The following is a 23,970-nucleotide window of genomic DNA, read 5'->3' as shown; positions in this document are numbered from 1 at the left end:
TCCGGACTTATCCGGAATCCTTTTCTTTATGCTTTTTGCACTTCAATTAATAGATCTCCAGGATTAATGGCATCGCCGTTTTGTACATAAATGTCTTTAACTACCCCTGCAAACGGAGCTTGAACGGTCGTTTCCATTTTCATGGCTTCTGTGATCATTAGATGATCTCCTTTTTCAACCGTTTCTCCTTTTTCTGCAATGACCTTTATAACGGTTCCTGGCATGGAAGCCCCGATATGATTTTCATTCTTCACATCTGCCTTCATCTTGGCTGCAACTGTTGATTTAATACTTTCATCCTTAATGACAACCTCACGGGCCTGGCCATTCAGCTCGAAATAAACGATTCGTGTACCATCTGCCTGAGCCTGACCAATCGAAACAAGCTTAACAATCAGTGTCTTCCCAGTTTCGATTTCCACCTCTATTTCTTCACCCAGTCTCATCCCGAATAAGAAAGTCGGGGTATCAAGAACTGAAATATCTCCAAACTGATCCATTGTTTGTGCGTATTCCATGAACACTTTCGGATACAGGGCATATCCAAGGGCATCAAAGCTCGTGACAGGACGCTGAAGATCCTCGAAGAGCTTTTCTTTAAGGGCGGTAAAGTCCACATCATCAAGGAGCTCTCCTGGACGAACGTTCAATGGAGTGCGCCCTTTCAGAATCACACTTTGTAAGTCTTTCGGGAATCCTCCATGAGGTTGTCCAAGGTACCCTTCGAATAATTCTACCACTGAGTCAGGGAAATCGATTTTTTCACCTTTTTCGATTACATCTTCTTCTGATAGATCATTCTGAACCATAAATAATGCCATATCTCCCACGACTTTAGATGAAGGAGTAACCTTTACGATATCCCCAAAGAGGTGGTTGACCCTTGCATACATTTCTTTCACTTCTTCCCAACGGTGCCCAAGTCCTACAGCTTTTGCCTGCTGCTGAAGGTTACTATATTGCCCCCCTGGCATTTCGTGCTTATAGACCTCTGAATGTGGAGACATCATGCCGCTTTCAAAGTCTGTATAATACTTTCGAATGTCTTCCCAATAGTGAGAAAGAGTTTCCAGTGAGTTAATATTTACATTCGGTTCTCTTTCGGTTCCTTTTAATGAGTAGTATAGCGTGTTGGCACTTGGTTGAGATGTTAGTCCCGACATTGTGCTTAGTGCTGTATCGACAATATCTACACCAGCTTCAACAGCTCTTGCGTATGTGTATATTCCGTTACCGCTCGTGTCATGAGTGTGTAAGTGGATAGGCAGGCTAACGGTATCTTTAAGTTCCGAAATTAGTCGGTAGGCAGCCTGAGGTTTTAAGAGCCCTGCCATATCTTTAATCGCTAAAATATGCGCTCCGCTTGCTTCTAACTCTTTTGCCATATCCTTATAGTAATCAATACTATACTTTGTTCGGGTAGGATCATCTATGTCTCCGGTATAGCAAATGGCAGCCTCGGCGATTTTTCCGCTTTGTCTTACAGCATCAATCGCTACTTCCATCCCCTTAACCCAGTTTAAACTGTCAAATATTCTGAAGACGTCTATACCTGCAAATGCGGATTTCTCAACAAATTCTTTAATGACATTATCAGGGTAGTTCTTATAACCAACGGCATTGGATGCTCTCAGAAGCATTTGGAATAGAACATTTGGAATGCGCTCTCTCATTGTTAATAATCGATTCCAAGGATCTTCCTTTAGGAAACGGTAGGCTACATCGAACGTTGCCCCTCCCCACATTTCATAGGAGAACATATCCGGAAGTAAATGAGATGTAGGCTCTGCAATTTGCTTCAGGTCATTTGTTCTGACACGCGTAGCAAGTAAAGATTGGTGCGCATCCCGGAAAGTTGTATCAGTCAGGAGTACTGAGTTTTGTTCCTTGACCCAATTAACCAACCCTTCGGCACCATGTTGATCTAAAATTTGCTTTGTCCCGGGTTTGAAGTCTTGTTTCAAGTCAAGGGATGGAATCCTAGGCTTAGAGAATACTGGCTTTTTCTTCTTCTCGATTCCCGGGAAACCATTTACGGTTACATTTCCGATATAAGTAAGCATCTTCGTACCACGGTCTTTTCGTTTCGGAAAAATAAACAGTTCAGGTGTCGTGTCAATAAAGGATGTATCGTATTTACCTGTAATAAAGTTTTCATGCTTAACAACATTTTCTAAGAACGGAATATTCGTCTTGATTCCACGTATTCTAAATTCTTGAAGATTTCTGACCATTTTCGATGCAGCTTGTTCAAAGGTTAAAGCCCAAGTAGACAGTTTAACAAGAAGTGAATCATAGTATGGTGTAATGACTGCTCCCTGGAAGCCGTTACCTGCATCCAATCGAACCCCGAATCCGCCTCCTGAACGATAAGCCATGATTTTCCCCGTGTCAGGCATAAAGTTATTTAATGGATCTTCTGTTGTAACACGGGATTGAATCGCAAACCCATTTGTCCGGATCTCTTCTTGAACAGGAATCCCAAGCTTACTGCTATGTAAGGCATGTCCTTCTGCAATCATCAATTGAGACTGAACGATATCTACCCCTGTAACCATTTCCGTAATCGTATGCTCTACTTGAACGCGAGGGTTTACCTCAATGAAATAGAACTGATCATTTGCAACCAGGAACTCAACCGTTCCGGCGTTTACATACTTTACATTATCCATTAAACGGACGGCTGCCTCACAAATATCTTCTCTCAGCTGATCACTCAAAGATACGGATGGTGCTATTTCAACTACCTTTTGGTGACGTCTCTGGATGGAACAATCCCGTTCATACAAGTGAACAATATTGCCGTCTTCATCCCCAAGTATTTGAACTTCAATGTGCTTAGGATTCTCCACAAATTTCTCAACATATATTTCATCATTTCCGAAAGCTGCTTTCGCTTCAGATTTAGCGCGCTCATAGGCTTCTTTCAAGCTTTCCAGGTTACGGACGATACGCATTCCGCGTCCACCACCACCTAATGAGGCTTTAATGATGATTGGGAAGCCATGGTCCTTCCCGAAGGCAATGACCTCTTCCAAAGTCTCTACGGGGCCATCTGTTCCCGGAATAACAGGGATATTAGCTAATTGAGCCTGATGTCGTGCCTTAACTTTATCCCCAAACATATTTAAGTGCTCTGAATGAGGCCCAATAAAAATAATCCCCTCTTCTTCACAACGTCTGGCAAAATGAATATTTTCAGAAAGAAACCCATAACCAGGATGGATGGCATCGACATCAGCGTTCTTTGCGATTCGAATAATCCCCTCTATATCTAAATAAGCATCAATAGGTTTCTTCCCTTCTCCTATTAAGTATGCCTCATCAGCTTTATAACGATGATATGCTCCCGAATCTTCCTTACTGTAAATGGCGACGGTTCTTATACTAAGCTCCGTACATGCACGGAACACACGGATGGCAATTTCACCGCGATTTGCTACTAATACTTTTTTAATTTTCTTCAATACACTCTCTCCTTTAAGCTATTCATGATTGAAAATCTCTATAATGCAGTCTATGAAAAAAGGACTGACCCGAAAGATAATAAAGAAGTATCTTAGGGGGCAGACCCTAGACTTAGAGTTTTAGATACTCTATCAAAGTGACCTACATTTTTACACCATATATTTTTTTGCTATTATCAATATTCTCCGAAGGATAGCCATTTTCCTTCTTTGTTTTATATTTTTCTTCATATTTCACAAACATCGACACATTTACAAGGACACCCATCGACAAAGATAGTACTAATAATGACGATCCTCCATAGCTGATGAATGGAAGTGGGACACCTGTAATCGGAATTAATCCGGATACACCTCCTAAATTAATGAAGGCTTGGATACCGATCATGCTCGATATTCCGATTGCCAGCATCGTTCCAAAAGGATCCTGACATTTAACTCCAGTATAGATCCCCCGGAGCACGATATAAGACAAACCGAGAATCACAAAGCTTACACCGAATACACCTAATTCTTCAGCGATGATGGCCATGATAAAATCCGTTTGGGGTTCAGGAAGATACCCCAGTTTCTGAACACTTTGTCCCAAACCAAGCCCTTTTACCCCCCCAGAGCCGATGGCAAGATACGAGTTCACTAAGTGATAGCCTTCCCCCTGGGCATATTTGAACGGTGATAGGTACGCTTCAATCCTGCTAAGTCTTTCTCTTGTAAAAATAAAGCCTCTTGCCAGGTAAATCACGGGTGAAAGTACTATCAACAGCCCTACACCTAAACCAGCGAGTTTAAAGAAGGTCTTATAACTAATCCCTGAACAGGAAATGACGATTGCTCCAATGACGAAAATGATCGCCGCTGTACCAAAGTCAGGCTCTAAAAAAACTAAAAAACAAATAAAGCCTAAAAATAGTAATGGGGGAGCAAGGCCCTTATTAAAATCATCTATGTATGCCTGTTTCTTGGAGTATACGGAGCCAAGATAAATGATGACTGCCAGCTTGGCGAACTCCGATGGCTGAATGGGCATGAAACCTAAATTGATCCAGCTTTTTGCGTTGTTTACTTCATAACCGAAGACATGTACCCCGATTAATAATCCAATAATAATAAACATGAGTCCCTTGATTATTTTCGCAACTTGGAAGGCTTTGTATGGAAACCATGCTGCAATTGTAAAGGCAATGAACCCGATGATGATATTGATCATCTGCCTTTTATAGAAGTGATCACTTTCCCAGCCAAACCGTTCTACAGCCATGACCATACTCGCACTATAAATCATTACCAGACCAAACAAACAAAGAAATACATATACAGCTATTAACGAATAATCATAGGATTTTGCAATTTTTTTAATCATGACATTTCAATCCTTTTTCTCTTATATCATTAAATTAATCCTAACCAATCAGTATTCTTAACAAAAAAACTCAAACAACAGATCCATGTATTGTTTGAGTTGTCATGACTATTTTACTTTTTTGTAGATGCTTCATGAAGGGCAGAAAGTTGTCTTTCCAAAGAATCAATCAGCTCTTTTCCATCTTGATCATCTACTAATCCTAAACGGACTGCAAATTCTATTTCACGAGATAATCCGAACATTTGGGTATCCAATACTTCCTCATAAAGAGGACATTGGGGCATCGTTAAATTATCCATTTGTACTTTAATAAGTTGTAAAATCTTTTCTGCGTCGGCCTTTAATAGCTCATAGGCTTTTTCTCGATGATTAATTGTCATTTCTGACGCCACAGTGATCCCCCCATTCCGAACAAATAGCTTTCCTGTCTTAAAATTTTATCGTTAAATCAGAGAAATTGCAAGAAAAATAAGTGTATTCCCCGGGATTCAATGACAGATTTTCGAATTATTTTTTTGGGGGGATCCCCGTGAAAAATCTTATACAATCTCTTATTCCAGAACTCACTATATTACCAATGCCTATGATTCATACTCGAACGTAATTGACGGGACCATTCGGTTAAAATATACTCCAGGAATATTCATCACTTAGCATTTCAAGGAGCTTTAACCCTGCACTGCTATTCCCGACATTATCCAGTGCAGGACCAAAGATTCCAATTCCACACTTTCCAGGAACAGCCCCCATGATCCCACCTGACACTCCACTTTTGGCCGGGATGCCCACTTTAATGGCAAATTCACCAGAAGTATTATACATTCCGCACGTAACCATGAATGTTTTACAAATCCTCGCAACATCCCTCGTAATAATTTCGCGCCCGCTCTCAGGGTCAACGCCATCATTAGCGAAAACAGCTCCCATCTTAGCAAGATCGACACAACTCATTTCCACCGCACATTGTTTCGTATAAAGAACGAGTAAATCTTCTACATTTCCAGTAATCACACCGTGCTGCTTCATAAAATAACAAAGCGATCTATTCAAATTTGCTGTTTGCAGTTCTGAATAAGCCACATCTTCATTGTATGATACCGTATCCCCAGTCATGTGATTAATGAACTCAATTAATCGTTCCCACTTTTCCATCCCGGTGTTTCCTTTAATCATATTCGTGACTGCGAGTGCACCTGCGTTGATCATCGGGTTAAGGGGTTTAGAAGGCTTATGGGTTTCGAGTTTTGCTATGGAATTAAAAGGATCACCCGTAGGCTCCATACCAACCTTTGAAAAGACATGATCCTCCCCATAGTCCATTAAGACAAGAGCAAGAGTGATGACTTTCGATATACTTTGGAGTGTGAACTTCTTTAAATGATCTCCTGCATAACAAGAGTGATTATCCAAAGTATATATACTTATTGCCAAATCACTGGGATTTTGATCCTTTAATGCCGGTATATAATCTGCTACCATTCCCTCTGAAGCAAAAGGCCTTGCTTTCTCCACTAATTCTTCCAACAGCTCCTGGGTTCTAATCACTATTGTATCAGCTCCTTTAGTCCTACCTTTAGTTTCCCTACTTTCACCGATTGAAAACGTTGAAAATGCTTTCAGCTTTGTGTGACAAACCTTTAAATAACAGATATACTGAAACTATCAGCGAGAGGAGGAATCTTAATTGGAAAGCATAGTCCCAATAAAAGGCAAGGTGAAATTCACGATAACATTGGATTCGGGCGTTTGGATATTTGATGATCGAAAAGTTGATTTAACTACATATTTTGATGAAACGAATGAGACGATTGATGAATTAGAAGAATATACAAAAGCCGTGTCCAAGCATTGGTCCCGGGAAATTCAAGAAGGCGCAACATATCCGCCTACACTTAAGACAGAAAAAAAATATGAAAAGGAAAAGATTTTGAACGGAACATTCGCTATTCCGTTGAATCCGTTTCTTACAAATGCGGAACCTCTTGAGAATGCGACATCTCTTGTGATCGAAACCGACTCGGATGAATATCGCATGGATCTGGCACACGCAGATCAATTACTCATTGGATTCTCAAAAGAAGGAAAGCCTCTAAGGGAAAACGGTCCCGTTCATATCTACTACAAAGACGGTTCGAATAGAGAAAACCCAATAACCGATGTAAGAGCATTCCGGGTAGAATAATATCATTTTAATGATTCGTACCCCAAGAAAGCTCTAAGTCAAATTTTTATAAAAAAACCGGTTCAGGAACCTCTGAACCGGTTTTTTCATACTTTATAATTGTGCTTAAATATACGCTAGTACTAAAGAAGGTCAGCAGCAAGTTGTGCAAGACCGGATCTCTCACCTTTCATGAGTTTAACGTGTCCGGCCAATTTTTGATCCTTAAATTTTTCTACTACGTATGTTAGGCCATTGTTGTACTCATCCAGGTATGGATGATCAATTTGTGCTGGATCTCCCATTAAAACGATTTTACTTCGTTCTCCTACCCTGGTTAGGATCGTTTTCACTTCATGCTTCGTTAAGTTCTGAGCTTCATCAATGATAATATACTGATCCGGAATGCTTCTACCTCTTATATAAGTTAATGCTTCGACTTCAATCGATCCCATACCGGCAAGAATATCATCCAGCTCTCCCGGCTTCTTTGTATTGAACAAATATTCCAGGTTATCATAAATCGGCTGCATCCAAGGTCTGAGCTTTTCTTGTTTTTCTCCTGGAAGATAACCAATATCTTTCCCCACGGGTACTATCGGACGTGCTACGAGCAATTTATTGAATTTATTAAAGTCTTCTGTTTGAAGAAGCCCTGCAGCCAGTGCAAGCAAGGTTTTACCTGTCCCTGCTTTTCCAATCATGGTGACTAAAGAAATATCATCTCTTAGTAACAGTTCCGTCGCCATTGTTTGCTGAACATTTCTGGCCTTGATACCCCACATATGCTCTTGATCATATACCAGCTTCTTCACTTTAAGTCCAGATGCATCTACCATTCCTAATGCAGAAGCAGAGCTTCCAAGTGCATCTTTCATAATGAGGAATTGATGAGAATAAAATCGTTGCTTCGTTATATCAGTAAGGGTTAGTTCCCCTTTATCATAAAATTTGTCAAGTAACTCTCTCTCAGTGTACAGTTCAATAAATCCTGTGTAAATATCATTTACCTCGATAACCCGGTCACTCAGGAAATCCTCAGCCTGTAACCCTAACGCATCAGCCTTTACCCTGACGAGGGTGTCTTTACTAACAAGTATGACCGATTTTCCATCCTTTTTCGCTTCTTCTTCGAGAGATAAGTTTTTTGCTACGGCAATAATTCTGTTATCATTGGTTTTCTCTACAAATATTTCTTGAAGCTGCTGAAATGAGCGGTGATTTAGTTCGATTCTCAATGATCCTCCCGTATAAAGGGGGATTTTTTCATGGAGCTTTCCTTCTTGCCGTAAATTATCTATTAACTTCGATACATGTCTTGCGTTTCTTCCGATTTCATCCATATAACGCTTTTTGGAGTCCACTTCTTCTAAAACGACTGCAGGTATAACCACCTCATTATCTTGAAAAGAAAAGATGGCTTGTGGATCTTGTAATAAGACATTGGTATCTAATACATAAATTTTATTCAAATCGATGCCTCCTGCTCCTGATTTCTTATTACTATTGTATGTAGCCAATGTTGATCCGGTTATTCCCAGCTACTCAAATAGGACGGCCCGTTTCTTAAAATATATGAATAAACGTATAAAGATAGAAGAAAATTACACAATAAGAAAAGATATTGATTCTAAATCGGGAGGTTTTCACATGTTTAAACTCATCTCTCTGCTTATGGTAACCATCATTCTTGGTGCATGCGCCAACAAGAATGAGGTCGGGTATAATAATGATTCGAACAGTAAAAACAATAAACCGATCACTGTTCAGGATAGCAATATCCAACATGTTGAGCGAAAATCAGGACAGCAAATCTCAAAGCATTTAGTTGACCTGACGACTAGTGTACCTGATGTAAAAGACGCAACCGCAGTAGTCTTTGGAAAGTATGCTTTTGTTGGAATCGATATCGATTCCGATATTGAGCGTTCTCAAGTCGGTTCCATCAAATATTCTGTAGCAGAAGCACTTCAGAAAGATCCATATGGTGCAGAAGCCATTGTCATCGCTGACCCGGACCTTTATGCACGTTTAAATGAAATCAGCAAAGACATCCAAAGGGGCGAACCGGTTCAAGGAATCATGAATGAATTGGCTGACATATCCGGCAGACTCATGCCTGAAATTCCTAGATCGTTAAAGCAAACAGACCCCGAAAATGCGCCGAATGAACCAAATAAGAAAATGAATAACACGAAAGAAAAACAACTTCAGAAAAAACAGGAAAATCAAACTTACGATAAGATTGAATAATACTTCGGTCATTAAAAAAGTGAATGAGAAAAAGCCATGAAAAAGCTTAGGGTTCTAAGCTTTTTTCATGGCTTCTATTACTTGTCGGTCCAAACGGTCTGCTGCCGTTTTATCATATGTCTTCTCATAGGCAGGTTCTGTCGATATTTTCGATCCATAGAACATGACGTCTCTTACTTCATTGATAGCAAGTTTAATAAGCGTCAGCTTTAGAGGGACTCCTTCCAACTTCTCCTCTCGGACCACTCCTTTTCCGCTTATGGAATAGGTTGATTCATTTGCAATTAAATTCACAACCGCGAGCGGATTGTTCTTTATATTCTCTACAATCCTGGAGCGTTGATCAACAGCAAATAACAACGTATGTTCATCCTTCGCCAAGACCCAAGAAATCGCACTTACATTAGGTCCATGCGTTTCAAAATCAATGGTAGCGAGTGTAACAAACCGCTCTGATTGCAGTTCGTCAAATAATGCAGGAATTAAGCTGGGTTCCACTTGATTAGCCATACAATCCCCCCTTATGAGTCCTCATTTTCTCTGTAAGTGTTTCGTTTCATTCGTGATTCAACTTGATTATACTATACCAATTCTGTTGATAAAAGCATACAGGAAAGTTAAATAAAGCGTTTGACTTTACTACATGATATACTAAAAGGACTAGACTTATGATTAGAACAAATAGAGGTGTGATGTATGAGAGTAAAATGTGCTTTATGTGAAGTGATAGAAATTATTGATGATTATTCCTTGCAGGCTAAGAAATTGCGGAACCGCCCCATTCATACGTATATGTGCGAGAAGTGTCATGATCGTATTAAAGAAAAGACGGAAGAACGTGTGTCGAGTGGGAATTTCAGATTTTATCGATCTCCTCAGGTAGACGATGACTTTTAAACAAATCGGTTCAGGAACTATTATTGGTCTTGTGTCAGGTACCCTATTAGGATTATTTCTAAAATGGATGCAAGTAATAACAGGCATCAAGGTTTATACCCTGTTATTGAATGTTGATTTCATCCCTGGATTCGGTGAAAAAGACTTTCCTGAATGGATGGAGTTTTTGTTCCACTTGGTTATTTCATGTGTGATCGGGGTAGTGTTCGTGAACATGATTGAAAGGCTGAACGTTACTGTTAAGGGCTATTGGATTCTTTCCTTTGTGCTAACAGCCCCGACTGTGTTCCTATATTTCCCTCTTTCGCACCTGGCAATTAAAGATGTACCCGGTTTACTGTATGGTGAGGCAATTATCTTATGGACAGTAGGACATCTTCTCTACGCTCTGTCCTTACCTCCACTATATTATCTATCTTCTGTTCGTGGTTAATCCACATAACGAAAAAAGCTGTAGTCTCATCCATTAGAGACTACAGCTTTTTCATGCTTAAAACGTGCCTTTTTTCTTTTCGTTTGTTAGCCGAACCTTATATATAATCAAGATAAGAGCCGCAACGACTAACCCCTCTGCTACCGGTAAAAAGATTCCAAGAAACGTTAGTACGGTACATCCCAAAATGAGAAAAGTATAAATCAAAATCGATTTCATTACTGGCAGCTTCTTCGCAAAACCTAGCTTATAAACTAAGATTGAGAGCCCAACTATGGTTATATAAAGCAACCACATTCCCATTTCCGCGTTTTGGTCAACACGGTAAAGGGATGCGAAAAAGGACAAACGCTCTGTTACATCCATTTCCTACTCCCCCTTCACTTAGTTTATTGAGAAACCTTACTTTTCTTTTCTGCTCTTTCACGCTCATTCTTATCAAGAATCTTTTTACGAAGACGGATTGACTCAGGTGTTACTTCACAATACTCGTCATCGTTCAGGTATTCAAGAGACTCTTCCAATGTCATGATTCTTGCTTTTTTAATGGTTACGGTTTGATCCTTGTTAGCAGAACGAACGTTTGTCGCTTGTTTAAGTTTTGTGATATTAACGGTAATATCATTTTCTCTTGTATGTTCCCCAACAATCATTCCACCATAAATTTCTGTACCGGATTCAACAAAGATAATACCACGGTCTTCCACTTGCATGATTCCGTATTGAGATGCTTTTCCTGTTTCCATCGAAACAAGTACACCTTGTCGACGTCCGCCAACTCTACCTTTTTGCAAAGGCTGATAGCTGTCGAATGTGTGGTTGATGATACCGTATCCACGTGTAAGAGTCATAAATTCAGTTGAATAACCGATTAATCCACGTGCAGGCACCATAAACATTAAACGGACTTGTCCATTCCCATTGTTCACCATATCCAGCATTTCGCCTTTACGTTGACCAAGGGATTCAATAACTCCACCCATATATTCTTCAGGAATATCAATTTGAACACGTTCTACAGGCTCACTCTTCACGCCATCGACTTCTTTAATGATAACCTGTGGTTTAGATACCTGTAATTCGTAACCTTCACGACGCATGTTTTCAATCAGAATCGAAAGATGAAGCTCTCCACGACCTGAAACCGTCCATGCATCAGGTGAATCTGTTGGTTCAACACGTAAACTTACATCCGTTTGAAGCTGAGCCAGTAAACGTTCTTCGATCTTTCTAGAAGTAACAAATTTACCTTCTCTACCTGCAAATGGACTGTTGTTCACTAGGAATGTCATTTGAAGTGTAGGCTCGTCAATACGAAGAACCGGAAGTTGATCCTGATGTTCAACAGGACAAACCGTTTCACCGACATTGATATCTTCCATTCCGGAAACAGCGATTAAATCACCAGCTTTTGCTTCTTGGATTTCTTCACGTTTTAATCCGAAGAAACCGAAGATTTTTGTTACACGGAATTGTTTAACAGTACCGTCAAGCTTCATTAATGCTACCTGCTGGCCAACCTTCATTGTCCCTCTGAACACACGTCCGATTCCAATTCGACCAACGTAATCATTGTAATCGAGCAATGCAACTTGGAATTGCAGTGGATCTTCAGAGTTGTCTACTGGTGCAGGAATATGCTCAATGATCGAATCATATAAACACTGCATGTTTTCGTCTTGTTTTTCCGGATCCGGATCTGTACTTGCTGTACCGTTGATAGCTGAAGCATAGACAACCGGGAATTCAAGCTGTTCATCATTTGCATCCAGTTCAATGAATAATTCCAGAACTTCATCGATTACTTCTTCCGGACGTGCTGAAGGCTTGTCAATTTTATTTACAACCACGATAGGTGTAAGGTTTTGCTCAAGTGCTTTCTTAAGAACGAAACGAGTCTGAGGCATACACCCTTCATACGCATCTACTACTAATAAAACACCATCTACCATTTTCATGATACGTTCAACTTCTCCACCAAAGTCAGCATGTCCTGGTGTATCAAGAATGTTGATTCGAGAATCTTTATATTGAATCGCCGTATTTTTCGCTAGGATTGTAATACCGCGTTCTCTTTCTAAATCATTTGAATCCATCGCGCGCTCAGAAACTGTTTCATTTTCGCGGAAGATTCCAGATTGCTTTAAAAGCTCGTCTACTAATGTCGTTTTCCCGTGGTCAACGTGAGCAATAATAGCAATATTTCTAAGATCATTTCTTAATTTCATATTTCCACTCCTGAATATTGGATTTCTTTATAATGTTAAAGATAATATATTTCAGTTCAACTAGACCATTATATCACAGCATCAAGAAAAGCCCTAATAAATATTTCATAAAGCGTTTCCGTCAACTAATAGTTTCCAAAATAACTTCTTTCACATCGTCCTGCCTCTTTGTCTACTCTACCCATTGCACATTACCGATTTGATAGGTAAGATTTAATTGGAAGAGCTATTAAGATTTATGGTTTTAATCAAATGAGGAAAATGATTTTTCATTTTTTGGAGGTTTTATGATGGGTAATATAAAATGGATTTTTGTATTATTTTCTTTATTAGCTGCCGTTTCCCTAATGGGTATCGCGATTTCAATCAGTTTACAAAGCATCCTGCTTGCTACTGTCAGCTTCCTTTTTCTATTTATCGTGATGGGGTTCGGTTTCAAAACAAAGAAAAAATACCGTGAAGAAGGTCGTTTGTAGATCGAAAAAGGGAGATGCGGCAAAGGAATTGCCGTCTCCCTTCTTTAGATCTTCCGTTCAAGATAGTCAGTCAAGATGGTTTGGTGCAGTTTTGGTTTTCCTACAAACACCGAGCTTTTATTCAATGGATTCAGGGGATCCCCATTAAGGTCTGTCACAACTCCCCCAACCTCTTCAATCATAATTTTCCCGGCAGCGAAATCCCAAGGAGCCAAACGCATTGTTAAGTAAGCATCCAATCTACCTGAAGCAACATAAGCCAATTCAATGGCGGCTGATCCATAGGAACGAGTTCCCCTTACATCCTTCACGAGTGGCGAAAGAATTGTTCGGTCAATTCGTTTATTCTCAGTCACCCAAAGTGCATTTAATGCTACAATCGCATCCTGAACCGGTACTGGATCAAGCGCGGGAAGCTTCACATCATTCATATAAGCTCCGTGACCCTTACTTGCAAAATATAGCTCATCATGAACGACATCATATATGTATCCTAATTTACCTACTTCTCCATCATAGATGCCGATAGAGATAGCAAAATTCCGTTGCTGATGAACAAAATTCATCGTTCCATCGATCGGATCGATTATCCACGTTATACCTGATAGTTCCTTAAAGTCATCGCCATAACCTTCTTCACCGAGGATTTGATGATCAGGGTATGTATTTCGGATATTCTCAGTAAAGAAATGCTCTGTTGCTTCATCCATATCTGTTACCAAATCATTTCGGTTCGACTTCGTCTTGATATTTAACTCTGTTTTGAATGATTGACGAATCTTCTCTCCAGCTTCCCGTATCCACGTTCTAACATTTTGATCTAATTCCGTCCAATTTGTCATTGATTATTAGCCTCCAATATGTGTAACAAAAATCTTATTATTATTACTAATATGGTCGTTTTCACTAGATCCGACTCATACTCATTCTCTATACAAGTGCCACTATGCACTTCTACTTCTATAGCTAAATAGCTTAATGGAAAAAAGAGGCTGTTTCAAGTTATTTACCTCATCATACTCCGCAAAATTAGATATGATCAAAATCAGGGTTACTTATGACCACAAAAAAGCGAACTCTTTGCCTATGAGCTCGCCGTTCAAATGTTGAATTAGACAAAATACTTTATACCCACCTGAAAGGATTAAAGCTTTATAAGGCCTTCATTTTCATTAGCTCTTCTCGAATACTCATGAGTTTCTGTTTGGACTTTGTCTGGGTATCTTTATTCTTCGTTTGAATTGCTTCGAATAATACAGCTAATTCATAATCCATTTCAAGTCTTAATACATTCATTCTTTGCTGCTGGACATCACGTTTTTTAGAAGTGTTCATTACTTGTTTCATGGCCATACACCCCTTCCGAGTTTTCGATTTATCTGATTGTTCTGATAATATTTACTACATGTTATGATATATCCTCTCATCTTGTAACTAAAATGTGCAGACACCCATGGATAATTCAATTCGCTACAAGCTTGCACCTCATTATGTTAAGATATTGGTGGTATATAAGGAGGCTACAACATGAAATTCAATGGTTTCAAACAAGAAGATTTTCAAGTTTTCACGATTAATGGGTTAGAAGATCGGATGACTGCCATCCATGAACAGATAAGGCCTAAACTTGATTATTTAGGTGAACATTTCGCACCCACTTTAAGCGCATTAACAGGAGAAGAAATGTTTTACCATGTGGCTAAACATGCACGTCGATCAGTTAACCCTCCTGATGATACATGGGTTGCGTTTGCGAATAACAAACGAGGTTATAAGAAACATCCACATTTCCAGATAGGATTATGGGAAACGCATGTTTTCATCTGGTTTGCAATGATCTATGAAGCTCCAAACAAAGTTCAATTCGGTAAAAAGGCTGCAGAAAATGCGGATAAGATAAGATCTTTGATTCCTGGCCACTTTGTTTGGTCTGGAGATCATACAAAACCAGATGCTACACCTTTTTCTTCCATGTCACAGGATGAATTCATTGCTTTAAGTGAAAGAGTCCAAAATGTGAAAAAAGCCGAACTTCTATGTGGACTTCACCTGGACAAGGATACAGCTATTAAGCTGAATGGTGATGAATTTATTCAAGAAGTTAATAATGCCTTTGAAACACTTTTACCCCTTTATAAAATGAACTAAACCATATAAGTGTTGTCAATAATGCAGAAAGAACGACTGCCAAAAATAGCAGTCGTTCTTTTAGTTCATTGAAATTTTGTCAGCGTCTTGAAGTTCTTTCATTTTCTTTACAACCCGATAAGAAGAATAGCCGCTTGACTCTTCAAACTCATTACATATTCTCTTTTCCTCTGCCTTACCGGGTACGATTTCCTTAAATCGCTTATACCGATTCATTAGATCATCTCTTGAGACCCCTTTTTCATAGGCTTTTTCAATAGCTTCAAAAAAGGCAATAACATCAATTACTTCTTCCGTTGACCAGTCAATATCGAAAGGGTATTGATATTCCATAGTTTCATACAACTCCTTGATGAATGATGATATGTTAATTCCATTTCTCCCGAATGCTCTCAGATTGGCAAATCATTCGTTGAATGAGATCTTTAACCGATGGGACATCATGTATTAAACCCATTACTTGTCCGGCCCACGCAAACCCGGCGTTTACTTCCCCATCGTAAATGTATCGTTTATTGGCTTCCCCGCTTATGTATGATTTTAATCCTTCATAGCCAGTGTCCGACGTTTCAGCATCCAGTATCTGCTTGGTCCATGTGTTGGATATGGCTCTTGCCGGAGCCCCTAAAGATCGTTTGATGACTACTGTACCACTCTCGTCTCCTTCAATCAAGGCACGTTTATAAACTTCAGAAGCATGTACACATTCCTTTGTAGCAATAAACCTTGTACCCATCTCAACTCCTTCAGCTCCGAAGCTGAGAGCAGCCATTAACCCTCTTCCATCTCCAACACCTCCAGAAGCAATGACCGGAATAGAAACAGCATCAACCACGCCGGGAATCAAGACGAATGTACCGACATCATCTTTCCCTAAGTGACCTCCCCCTTCTTGTCCAACAACCATAACGGCATCCGCACCGAGTTCTTCCGCTTTGATAGCCTGTCTTTTTGAGGCGACTAATACAAGCTTAACAATGTTCTTTCCTTGAAGCTGTTGAAACAGGGGCGTCGGGTTTCCTCCTGTAACGGATACAACCGGTACTTTCTCTTCAATGGCAACGTCAACAAACTCGCTAAAGGGGCGTCCATGTTGACCGATGGCAAAGTTCACTCCAAACGGTTTATCTGTTAAAGACCTTACCTTTACGATTTCTTTACGCAACTGTTCAGGATTGTCCAGAGACATGGCAGTAATCTGTCCAAGACCACCCGCATTCGACACGGCTGCAGCCAGTTCTGCATATGCCAGATGAGCCAGACCACCTTGTATTATTGGATATTGAATGTTTAATAACTCTGTTACCCGTGTTTTCCAATTCAATTGAATCCCTCCATTCATTCATCTATTCTCGATGGAGAGGGTGAAATCCTTTTCTTGATGGCAGCATAATAAAAAAGGGATACTGACAGACAGAAATGTATGAACTAGTGGGGATAAATCAGAATGGAAAGTAGTGTAGATTTTTGGCTCATTCGGGTGAAACGGACGTTTCACCCGCCTTTCAGCTTAGCTGAAAGGTCGTCCGATGGTGGAGAATCCCCAGCCCAAGCGAGCTTGGGCTGGGGATTCTCCACCATCGGACGGAAATGAGCCAAAAATCATCGGATTCTGATCTTTAGTTTTGTGCTATGAAAAACAAAATAAACAAAGGTTAGGCATATGCCACTATGCAAAGATTTTCTTAAGTGCTATAATTCATTTGTTTGTTGAAAATATAATAAGAAAAGTTATGAAATCATGAGCAAAATCCTATATAATAATAACTTTAGCATGGCTATATAATTTGCTATTAAGAATATAAAGAGGTGTTGAATGAATTGTCTCAGAATGAAACGCCGTTATTTACCGGCTTAATTGAACATAGTAAAAAAAATCCCGTCCAATTCCATATCCCTGGTCATAAAAAAGGGGCAGGTATGGACCCTGCGTTTAAAGATTTTATCGGAGAGAATGCCCTTTCTATTGATTTGATTAACATCGGTCCTTTAGATGATTTACATCAGCCCAAGGGAATGATTAAAAAAGCTCAGGACCTTGCAGCCGAAGCATTTGGTGCCGACCATACTTTCTTCTCTGTTCAAGGAACAAGTGGCGCCATTATGACAATGGTAATGAGTGTATGTGGCCCTGGCGACAAGATCATTGTTCCTAGAAACGTCCATAAATCCGTTATGTCTGCAATTGTATTCTCAGGAGCTATTCCTGTCTTTATCCACCCGGATATTGATGAGGACTTAGGTATCTCTCATGGGATCACAACAGATGCTGTAGCAAAAGCATTGGATCAAAACCCTGATGCCAAAGGTGTTCTGGTCATTAATCCAACTTATTTTGGGATTTCTGCAGACCTTAAAAAGATTGTAGAAATTTCTCACTCATATAATGTTCCAGTTCTTGTGGATGAAGCTCATGGAGTTCATATACATTTCCATGACGAACTTCCCCTCTCAGCTATGCAAGCAGGCGCTGATTTAGCGGCTACCAGCGTTCATAAACTTGGAGGTTCCATGACTCAGAGCTCTGTCCTTAATATGAAGGAAGGACTTGTATCATCGAAACGAGTGCAAACCATCTTAAGTATGTTAACGACAACTTCGACTTCCTATTTATTATTGGCATCCCTCGATGTGGCAAGATCGCGATTAGCCACTGAAGGCCGAGAGCTCATCTCTAATACGATTGAACTTTCGCAGGATATTAGAAGACAAATCAACGAAATCGAAGGATTATACTGTGTGGGGGAAGAAATCCTTGGAACGAAAGCTACCTATGCTTATGATCCAACCAAGTTAATTGTCTCCGTGAAAGATTTAGGCATCAGTGGATTTGATGCTGAGAAGTGGCTAAGAGAAGCTTATAATATCGAGGTTGAAATGTCTGACCTTTATAATATCCTTTGCATCATCACTCCTGGTGACACTCATGTAGAGGGGGATCAACTGGTCATGGCATTAAAAGAGCTGGTGATAAGCCTTAAAAAACATGGAGATATGACACCAGTTAAGGTTATGCTGCCTGACATACCTGTTCTTTCCATTACACCAAGAGATGCTTTTTACGCAGATACTGAGGTCATTCCAATTGATGAGTCTGTCGGAAGAACAATCGCTGAATTCATTATGGTCTATCCTCCAGGAATTCCGATTTTCATCCCTGGTGAAATCATCACCCAAGAAAACATCAATTATATTAAAACCAATATAGAAGCAGGTCTGCCAGTTCAAGGACCTGAAGATTATGATTTACGCCACTTGAGAGTCATTAAAGAGCATAGAGCGATAAGATAAACAAAAAAGGATGAAGAAGGCCCCACCCTTCTTCATCCTTTTATTTATAAGAACCCCTTTAAGACATTTTCACTCCCTGCTCCCCTTAGCAGGTATCAGTCGTCTAATTCTTTGTCGTCGTTGCAGTCACAGCAGTTAGAGAATAAAACAGAAACCTTCTCATCCTCATAATGATCGATAGTGCCCAAACATGATTGACATACAATTGTTCCCATCTTTTTTCCTCTCCTTCACGATGTTTTTTGTAAACGCTTTATCTTATCTGCTTCTATAATAATATAACACATTTAAAATATCAAGCCTAAATTGTATAACATATTTAACTTTATACTCTTTTAATTAATCATACTATTAAACATTAAACTATATGTAAGTGTTTTCAATTACATGAACAGTTTTTTACATAAATTGAATGAGATTTTGCCATCTTATTCGTAGGCGAAATGAAAAAAGCTGCATAAAGAAGAGATTCTTCATGCAGCTTTCATAGTTATTCAACTGTCTTTATTCTATTTGGATCGAGAGTTTCATATCCTTTATCCCGCAGGCCCTTCACAATATCGGATAAGCCCTCGCTCGTCCATGTTCGATCATGCATGAGAAGGTTTGCCCCATCATTCAGGTAAGGGCTGTTAACCATAATATCGGTGATTGCATCTTTGTTCTGATATTGCTTTTCCCAATCATATCCGTATGTCCAGTTCATTAGTGACATCTTTTGTTCGGCTGCAATTTGTCGGCTATAGTCAGTATTCTGACCAAATGGAGCCCTGAAGAATTTTGGTCGTTCCCCAATGATGGATTCAATAAGATCATTTAGTGATACAATCTCTTCTTTTTGCTTTTCAGGAGTGATTTCTTTCAGACTGCTATGACTATACGTATGGTTTCCAATCGTAAATCCCATGTCATGAATCTTTTTTAAAGTCTCTTTTTCTTCCGGTGTATCAAGAAAATGACCATTTACAAAGAATATAGCTGGAGCGTTCAGCGATTTAAGATCTTTTGCCATTTGTAAGGCGTGTTGATCTGGTGCATCGTCAATCGTAAGGAGTACTACTTTAGGATTCGCATCACCTATAGGATTAATGCTCCAGTTATTTTCATTAATCCTATAGTCCTTTGTTTGAACTACCTCTTCTGAAGGTTCGCTTGTCTCTTCCTGTTCAGTGTTTTTTTCTGCTGAAGAATCAACTTCAGTTGTCTTCCCGCTCTCTTTTTCCATTTCAGAATGATCAGGCTTCTTGGTTTCTTCGTTGGTGGTTGTTGGTTCACCTGAGCATGCTGTTAAAAGTAGTAGGGTTAAGCCTGTTGCTAAAATCTTTTTCATGTCTCTCACCTTTCCGTGTTCACTTTGAATATTTTAACATATTCTTAAATGATTCTGGGAAAGAATTAAAATATTTCCATTACATTTTCAAATACAACTTTGAAGGCAAAGAAGCACGTTAAACTAAATGATGTAATAAATAAGGTCAGCTTTCTTGATTGAACGATTTTCTTGGCGGCAATAAAGGCTAAGTAAAAGAATATAACAAACATTATCCATTTATATTCTAAATGATCTTTATCAGACATCCATTCAGCTATATAGAAAACACTCCATAAAATCATTTGAACTAAAAAAGCAATATACGATTTCATGTTTATTACATCCTTTAAGTGATTTATTTTAAACTTCCTTCTTTTTTATTTACCCCTATTCATGGATTGAAACCTAATGATTATTTGATAAAGGCGTAGATCAGTATTCAATCATCGTATTTATATAGTATATTCTATTAAGATTACTTTCATTATGTATGTCTTTTCAATTATGTAACATTTCAATGACTTGACCCCTTTATGATTTTTCATATGATAAAATGTGACATAAGATCAGTATAAAAGTTATTTATTTACAATTGTAAAGTTCATAGCATCGTTTAAGAAAAGAGGATGATGTATGAAACATATACTCACTTTATCAATATTAATCATTTCCACGATGTTGCTTTTGACTTCATGTGACTATATTTCTTCGAATAAAGTTGTTTTAGCAGAAGATCAATTTATAGAAAAGCAGGTTATATTCTTCACCGATGAACGAAACGTTTCTAAAGAAATACCCTATTACGATGCAATCATTGAGCTAAAAAAACAATATCCTGATGACCTTAAACGTTTAAAGGTTGTCAGCCTTAATACTGAGGCACCAAATGAAATAGCAGATTCTCCCCCGACTTCGCCTGCAATCGTAGTCGTAGAAAACAATCAGGTCATATGTAAAGTGGAAGGCGATATTTCCAAAGAAGACATTTTAAAACCCGTTTCAACTGCAATTGAAAGTTGGGAACAATAACAAAAAAAGGGATTGAAGCGCATTATTGCTTCAATCCCTTTTATTCTTGATAACAAATAAAAAAGGATGATCCCAGCAAGCCGGGATCATCCTCGATTTGTTACTTTATTTTACGATATGAATTGGGCTACCCATTGCAACTTCTGCTGCTTCCATGGAAATCTCACCTAATGTAGGATGAGCATGAATTGTCATCGCAACGTCTTCAGCAGTCATACCGGATTCAATCGCCAGTCCTAATTCAGCAATCATGTCTGATGCACCGGAACCTACGATTTGTGCTCCGATAATTAAACCGTCTTCTTTACGGGTAACAAGCTTCATGAAACCATCACTCGCATTAAGAGCCAATGCACGGCCATTAGCAGCGAATGGGAATTTAGCAGCGATCACTTCGATGCCTTCTTCTTTCGCTTGCGCTTCAGAATAACCTACTGTCGCTAATTCAGGATCTGTGAAGCACACAGCAGGAATACCGAGGTAATCGATTTCTGCCGGTTCACCTGAGATGACTTCAGCAGCAATTTTACCTTCGTAAGAAGCTTTGTGAGCAAGTGGTGGTCCATCTACGATGTCACCGATTGCGAAGATGTTAGGGATGTTCGTACGGCACTGCTTATCAATTTTGACAACACCGCGGTCTGACATCTCGATGCCAACTTCTTCAAGACCGATTTCATCCGTATTTGGACGACGGCCTACTGTTACAAGCACGTAATCAGCTTCAACCGTCTTCTCTTCACCTTTTACCTCATATTTAACAACTACGCCGCTATCGCTTTCTTCAACGCCTTTAGCCATTGCTTTCGTTACAACCTCGACGCCTTTTTTCTTAAGACCTTTTTTCACGACCGTAGTCATTTGCTTTTCGAAACCGCTAAGGATATCGTCGGCACCTTCTAAAATCGTTACTTGGGATCCAAGGTTTGCGTAAGCAGTACCAAGTTCAGTTCCGATGTAACCTCCACCGATTACCACAAGCTTCTGTGGAATTTCAGTAAGAGCAAGAGCTCCTGTTGAATCGATGACGCGTTTTGAGAACTTGAAGCTAGGGATTTCGATTGGGCGTGAACCAGTTGCAAGAATCAAGTTTTTGAACTTGTATGTTTGAGCAGAGTTGTCATCCATCACACGCAATGTATTAGTATCTACAAGGTAAGCTTCACCGCGTACGATTTCTGCTTTATTTCCTTTAAGAAGGCCTTCTACACCGCCAGTTAATTTCTTAACAACTCCAGCTTTCCACTCTTGAACTTTATCAAAATTCACTTTTACATTTTCAGCTACGATCCCCATGTCATCAGAATGTTGTGCCTGATGAAAACGGTGACCCGCTGTGATTAGAGCTTTAGATGGGATGCAACCAACGTTTAAGCAAACTCCACCCATGTTTTCTTTTTCAATGATTGTCACTTTTTGCCCCAGTTGCGCTGCACGGATTGCAGCTACATATCCTCCGGGACCTGAACCGACTACGATTGTATCTGTTTCGATTGGGAAATCTCCTACTACCATTGTATTACGCCTCCATTAATAATAATTCTGGATCGTTCAACAAACGCTTGATATGGTTAAGTGCATGTTGAGCAGTAGCTCCGTCGATCATGCGGTGATCGAAGCTCAATGATAATGCTAACACAGGTGCGGCTACAATTTCACCATTTTTAACTACAGGTTTTTCTGCAATACGTCCGACTCCAAGGATGGCAACCTCTGGATGGTTGATTACCGGAGTAAACCATTGTCCACCAGCAGAACCAATATTCGTGATTGTACATGAAGCACCTTTCATTTCATCTCCTGAAAGCTTACCATCACGAGCTTTGCCAGCCAGTTCGTTAATTTCATTTGAAATTGAGAACATGGATTTACGATCAGCATTCTTCACAACAGGTACTAATAGTCCTTTGTCAGTATCCGCTGCGATACCAATGTTGTAATAATGCTTTTGTACGATTTCGCTCGTTGAATCATCAATAGATGTGTTTAGCGCCGGATATTCACGTAATGCACTTGTTAATGCTTTAACGATATAAGGTAAGAATGTTAATTTAATACCTTTTTCAGCTGCAACTTCTTTGAACTTCTTGCGGTGAGCCCAAAGTTTTGTCACATCAATTTCATCCATTAATGTTACGTGAGGAGCTGTATGTTTAGAGTTGACCATTGCTTTCGCAATTGCTTTACGCATACCACTCATTTTCTCGCGAGTTTCAGGGTATTCACCCTCTGGAGCTTTAGGCGCAGCTTTTTTAGAATCAGCTTCTGGTGCTTTTTCTTCTGTTTTCGCTTCTTCAGCAGCTTCTACCGGCTTAGAATCTCCGCTTAAGAAAGCATCGATATCTTCCTTGACAACACGTCCGTTTTTACCAGAACCGGATACTTGGCGAATTTCCACACCGTTTTCTCTAGCGTATTTACGAACAGAAGGCATAGCGATGACACGCTTATTAGGATCAACTCCAGCATCTTGACCTGTTGATTCTTCCTTGGTTTCAGGAGCAGCTTCTTTCTTAACATCCTGACCAGATTCAGCAGATCCTTGAACTTGACCTTCTGTTTTCTCGTCAGCTTTAGGAGCTTCTTTCTTCTCTCCATCATCACCTTTGAACTGAAGATCTTCGTAACCAGGCGCGTCGAACTTAATAAGTGTATCACCTACTACTGCTACAGTACCTTCGTCAACAAGAAGTTCTTCAACTGTCCCTGCTACCGGAGATGGAATTTCTACTACTGCTTTATCATTTTGAACTTCACATAGTACATCGTCTTCTTCAACTTTATCGCCAGGCTTAACAAACCATTTTACGATTTCACCTTCATGAATACCTTCACCAATGTCTGGTAATTTGAATTCGAATGACATGGACTCTACCTCCTGTATTGAATAATGATTAAAAATAGATGAATGT

The 23,970-nt window shown here is 39.6% G+C and carries 26 protein-coding genes; 9 read left to right on the top strand and 17 right to left on the bottom strand.

What is annotated here, in order from left to right; translation table 11 throughout:
* Positions 1-26 precede the first annotated feature (26 nt).
* The 4 genes from pyc to glsA all read right to left on the bottom strand — a co-directional run bounded on the left by pyc (position 27) and on the right by glsA (position 6,372).
* The gene (pyc, locus tag AAEM60_RS09220) at positions 27-3,467 is read right to left on the bottom strand and encodes a pyruvate carboxylase (protein WP_341357847.1); all 3,441 of its coding nucleotides are present in this window, start codon (positions 3,465-3,467) and stop codon (positions 27-29) included.
* A gap of 142 nt (positions 3,468-3,609) precedes the next feature.
* Positions 3,610-4,827 (bottom strand): FtsW/RodA/SpoVE family cell cycle protein, encoded by a 1,218-nt coding sequence (locus AAEM60_RS09215; protein WP_299740588.1) that lies wholly within the window; start codon positions 4,825-4,827, stop codon positions 3,610-3,612.
* A 113-nt stretch (positions 4,828-4,940) separates the two neighbouring features.
* Positions 4,941-5,222, bottom strand: coding sequence for a YlaN family protein (locus AAEM60_RS09210; RefSeq protein WP_113968349.1), 282 nt, complete (start codon positions 5,220-5,222; stop codon positions 4,941-4,943).
* 229 nt (positions 5,223-5,451) lie between these two features.
* Positions 5,452-6,372: a glutaminase A gene (gene glsA / locus AAEM60_RS09205; RefSeq protein ID WP_341357985.1), complete on the bottom strand. Its 921-nt coding sequence runs from the start codon at positions 6,370-6,372 to the stop codon at positions 5,452-5,454.
* Positions 6,373-6,514: 142 nt separating this feature from the next.
* Here glsA and AAEM60_RS09200 point away from each other — a divergent pair, with 142 nt between their 5' ends.
* Positions 6,515-7,012 carry a peptidyl-prolyl cis-trans isomerase gene (locus tag AAEM60_RS09200; RefSeq protein ID WP_299740587.1) on the top strand — a complete coding sequence of 166 codons (498 nt, stop codon included), beginning with the start codon at positions 6,515-6,517 and terminating at the stop codon, positions 7,010-7,012.
* A 122-nt stretch (positions 7,013-7,134) separates the two neighbouring features.
* Here the strand turns inward: AAEM60_RS09200 and AAEM60_RS09195 are convergent, their stop codons facing one another.
* Positions 7,135-8,463, bottom strand: a complete 1,329-nt coding sequence (locus tag AAEM60_RS09195) for a PhoH family protein (protein WP_299740586.1) — start codon at positions 8,461-8,463, stop codon at positions 7,135-7,137.
* A 178-nt stretch (positions 8,464-8,641) separates the two neighbouring features.
* On the opposite strand from AAEM60_RS09195, the gene AAEM60_RS09190 reads away from it, so the two are divergent.
* Positions 8,642-9,244 (top strand): YhcN/YlaJ family sporulation lipoprotein, encoded by a 603-nt coding sequence (locus AAEM60_RS09190; protein WP_044337528.1) that lies wholly within the window; start codon positions 8,642-8,644, stop codon positions 9,242-9,244.
* Between the two features lie 54 nt (positions 9,245-9,298).
* Here AAEM60_RS09190 and AAEM60_RS09185 read toward each other — a convergent pair whose 3' ends face one another.
* Complete coding sequence (locus AAEM60_RS09185) at positions 9,299-9,754, bottom strand: pyridoxamine 5'-phosphate oxidase family protein (protein ID WP_299740585.1); 456 nt, start codon at positions 9,752-9,754, stop codon at positions 9,299-9,301.
* 186 nt (positions 9,755-9,940) lie between these two features.
* Between AAEM60_RS09185 and AAEM60_RS09180 the strand changes: the two genes are divergently transcribed.
* Positions 9,941-10,141 (top strand): YlaI family protein, encoded by a 201-nt coding sequence (locus AAEM60_RS09180; protein WP_341357846.1) that lies wholly within the window; start codon positions 9,941-9,943, stop codon positions 10,139-10,141.
* Complete coding sequence (locus AAEM60_RS09175) at positions 10,131-10,574, top strand: hypothetical protein (RefSeq protein WP_299740583.1); 444 nt, start codon at positions 10,131-10,133, stop codon at positions 10,572-10,574. Before AAEM60_RS09180 ends, AAEM60_RS09175 begins: the two co-directional genes overlap by 11 nt.
* 57 nt (positions 10,575-10,631) lie before the next feature.
* Here AAEM60_RS09175 and AAEM60_RS09170 read toward each other — a convergent pair whose 3' ends face one another.
* A complete protein-coding gene (locus AAEM60_RS09170) occupies positions 10,632-10,940 on the bottom strand; it encodes a YlaH-like family protein (protein WP_044337532.1) in 309 nt (102 codons plus the stop codon).
* A gap of 23 nt (positions 10,941-10,963) precedes the next feature.
* On the bottom strand, positions 10,964-12,802 hold the full coding sequence (typA, locus tag AAEM60_RS09165) for a translational GTPase TypA (RefSeq protein ID WP_299740582.1): 1,839 nt from the start codon (positions 12,800-12,802) through the stop codon (positions 10,964-10,966).
* A gap of 287 nt (positions 12,803-13,089) precedes the next feature.
* On the opposite strand from typA, the gene AAEM60_RS09160 reads away from it, so the two are divergent.
* The gene (locus AAEM60_RS09160; RefSeq protein WP_341357845.1) at positions 13,090-13,278 is read left to right on the top strand and encodes a YlaF family protein; all 189 of its coding nucleotides are present in this window, start codon (positions 13,090-13,092) and stop codon (positions 13,276-13,278) included.
* Between the two features lie 44 nt (positions 13,279-13,322).
* Here the strand turns inward: AAEM60_RS09160 and AAEM60_RS09155 are convergent, their stop codons facing one another.
* Both AAEM60_RS09155 and AAEM60_RS09150 read right to left on the bottom strand, forming a co-directional pair.
* Positions 13,323-14,120 (bottom strand): inositol monophosphatase family protein, encoded by a 798-nt coding sequence (locus tag AAEM60_RS09155; RefSeq protein ID WP_299740581.1) that lies wholly within the window; start codon positions 14,118-14,120, stop codon positions 13,323-13,325.
* Positions 14,121-14,430: 310 nt separating this feature from the next.
* Entirely contained in the window at positions 14,431-14,625 is a 195-nt protein-coding gene (locus tag AAEM60_RS09150; protein ID WP_299740580.1) for a hypothetical protein, read from the bottom strand.
* 180 nt (positions 14,626-14,805) lie between these two features.
* Between AAEM60_RS09150 and AAEM60_RS09145 the strand changes: the two genes are divergently transcribed.
* Positions 14,806-15,426 carry a DUF1054 domain-containing protein gene (locus AAEM60_RS09145; RefSeq protein ID WP_299740579.1) on the top strand — a complete coding sequence of 207 codons (621 nt, stop codon included), beginning with the start codon at positions 14,806-14,808 and terminating at the stop codon, positions 15,424-15,426.
* A gap of 60 nt (positions 15,427-15,486) precedes the next feature.
* Here the strand turns inward: AAEM60_RS09145 and AAEM60_RS09140 are convergent, their stop codons facing one another.
* Together AAEM60_RS09140 and AAEM60_RS09135 are read right to left on the bottom strand one after the other, a co-directional pair.
* Positions 15,487-15,759 (bottom strand): UPF0223 family protein, encoded by a 273-nt coding sequence (locus AAEM60_RS09140; RefSeq protein ID WP_299740578.1) that lies wholly within the window; start codon positions 15,757-15,759, stop codon positions 15,487-15,489.
* Positions 15,760-15,793: 34 nt separating this feature from the next.
* Positions 15,794-16,750, bottom strand: coding sequence for a nitronate monooxygenase (locus AAEM60_RS09135; protein WP_299740577.1), 957 nt, complete (start codon positions 16,748-16,750; stop codon positions 15,794-15,796).
* A gap of 123 nt (positions 16,751-16,873) precedes the next feature.
* On the opposite strand from AAEM60_RS09135, the gene AAEM60_RS09130 reads away from it, so the two are divergent.
* A complete protein-coding gene (locus AAEM60_RS09130) occupies positions 16,874-17,020 on the top strand; it encodes a hypothetical protein (protein ID WP_299740576.1) in 147 nt (48 codons plus the stop codon).
* 227 nt (positions 17,021-17,247) lie between these two features.
* Positions 17,248-18,717, top strand: coding sequence for an aminotransferase class I/II-fold pyridoxal phosphate-dependent enzyme (locus tag AAEM60_RS09125; RefSeq protein ID WP_299740575.1), 1,470 nt, complete (start codon positions 17,248-17,250; stop codon positions 18,715-18,717).
* A gap of 95 nt (positions 18,718-18,812) precedes the next feature.
* On the opposite strand, the gene AAEM60_RS09120 is transcribed toward AAEM60_RS09125, so the two are convergent.
* From AAEM60_RS09120 to AAEM60_RS09110, 3 genes are all read right to left on the bottom strand, one after another.
* Entirely contained in the window at positions 18,813-18,932 is a 120-nt protein-coding gene (locus tag AAEM60_RS09120) for a GapA-binding peptide SR1P (protein WP_169216148.1), read from the bottom strand.
* Positions 18,933-19,207: 275 nt separating this feature from the next.
* Positions 19,208-20,047, bottom strand: a complete 840-nt coding sequence (locus tag AAEM60_RS09115) for a polysaccharide deacetylase family protein (RefSeq protein WP_299740574.1) — start codon at positions 20,045-20,047, stop codon at positions 19,208-19,210.
* Between the two features lie 65 nt (positions 20,048-20,112).
* Positions 20,113-20,361, bottom strand: a complete 249-nt coding sequence (locus AAEM60_RS09110) for a hypothetical protein (protein WP_044337541.1) — start codon at positions 20,359-20,361, stop codon at positions 20,113-20,115.
* Between the two features lie 301 nt (positions 20,362-20,662).
* Between AAEM60_RS09110 and AAEM60_RS09105 the strand changes: the two genes are divergently transcribed.
* Complete coding sequence (locus AAEM60_RS09105; protein ID WP_299740573.1) at positions 20,663-21,058, top strand: hypothetical protein; 396 nt, start codon at positions 20,663-20,665, stop codon at positions 21,056-21,058.
* Between the two features lie 105 nt (positions 21,059-21,163).
* Here the strand turns inward: AAEM60_RS09105 and lpdA are convergent, their stop codons facing one another.
* A complete protein-coding gene (gene lpdA, locus AAEM60_RS09100) occupies positions 21,164-22,573 on the bottom strand; it encodes a dihydrolipoyl dehydrogenase (RefSeq protein ID WP_299740571.1) in 1,410 nt (469 codons plus the stop codon).
* Positions 22,574-22,577: 4 nt separating this feature from the next.
* A complete protein-coding gene (locus tag AAEM60_RS09095; protein ID WP_341357844.1) occupies positions 22,578-23,924 on the bottom strand; it encodes a dihydrolipoamide acetyltransferase family protein in 1,347 nt (448 codons plus the stop codon).
* Positions 23,925-23,970: the final 46 nt, after the last annotated feature.

Origin of the sequence: Rossellomorea sp. y25, from assembly GCF_038049935.1 — a bacterium.
Classification (GTDB): Bacteria; Bacillota; Bacilli; order Bacillales; family Bacillaceae_B; genus Rossellomorea.
The sequence above is the reverse complement of the archived record's forward strand: the minus strand, read 5'-3'. Positions and strand labels throughout refer to the sequence as shown.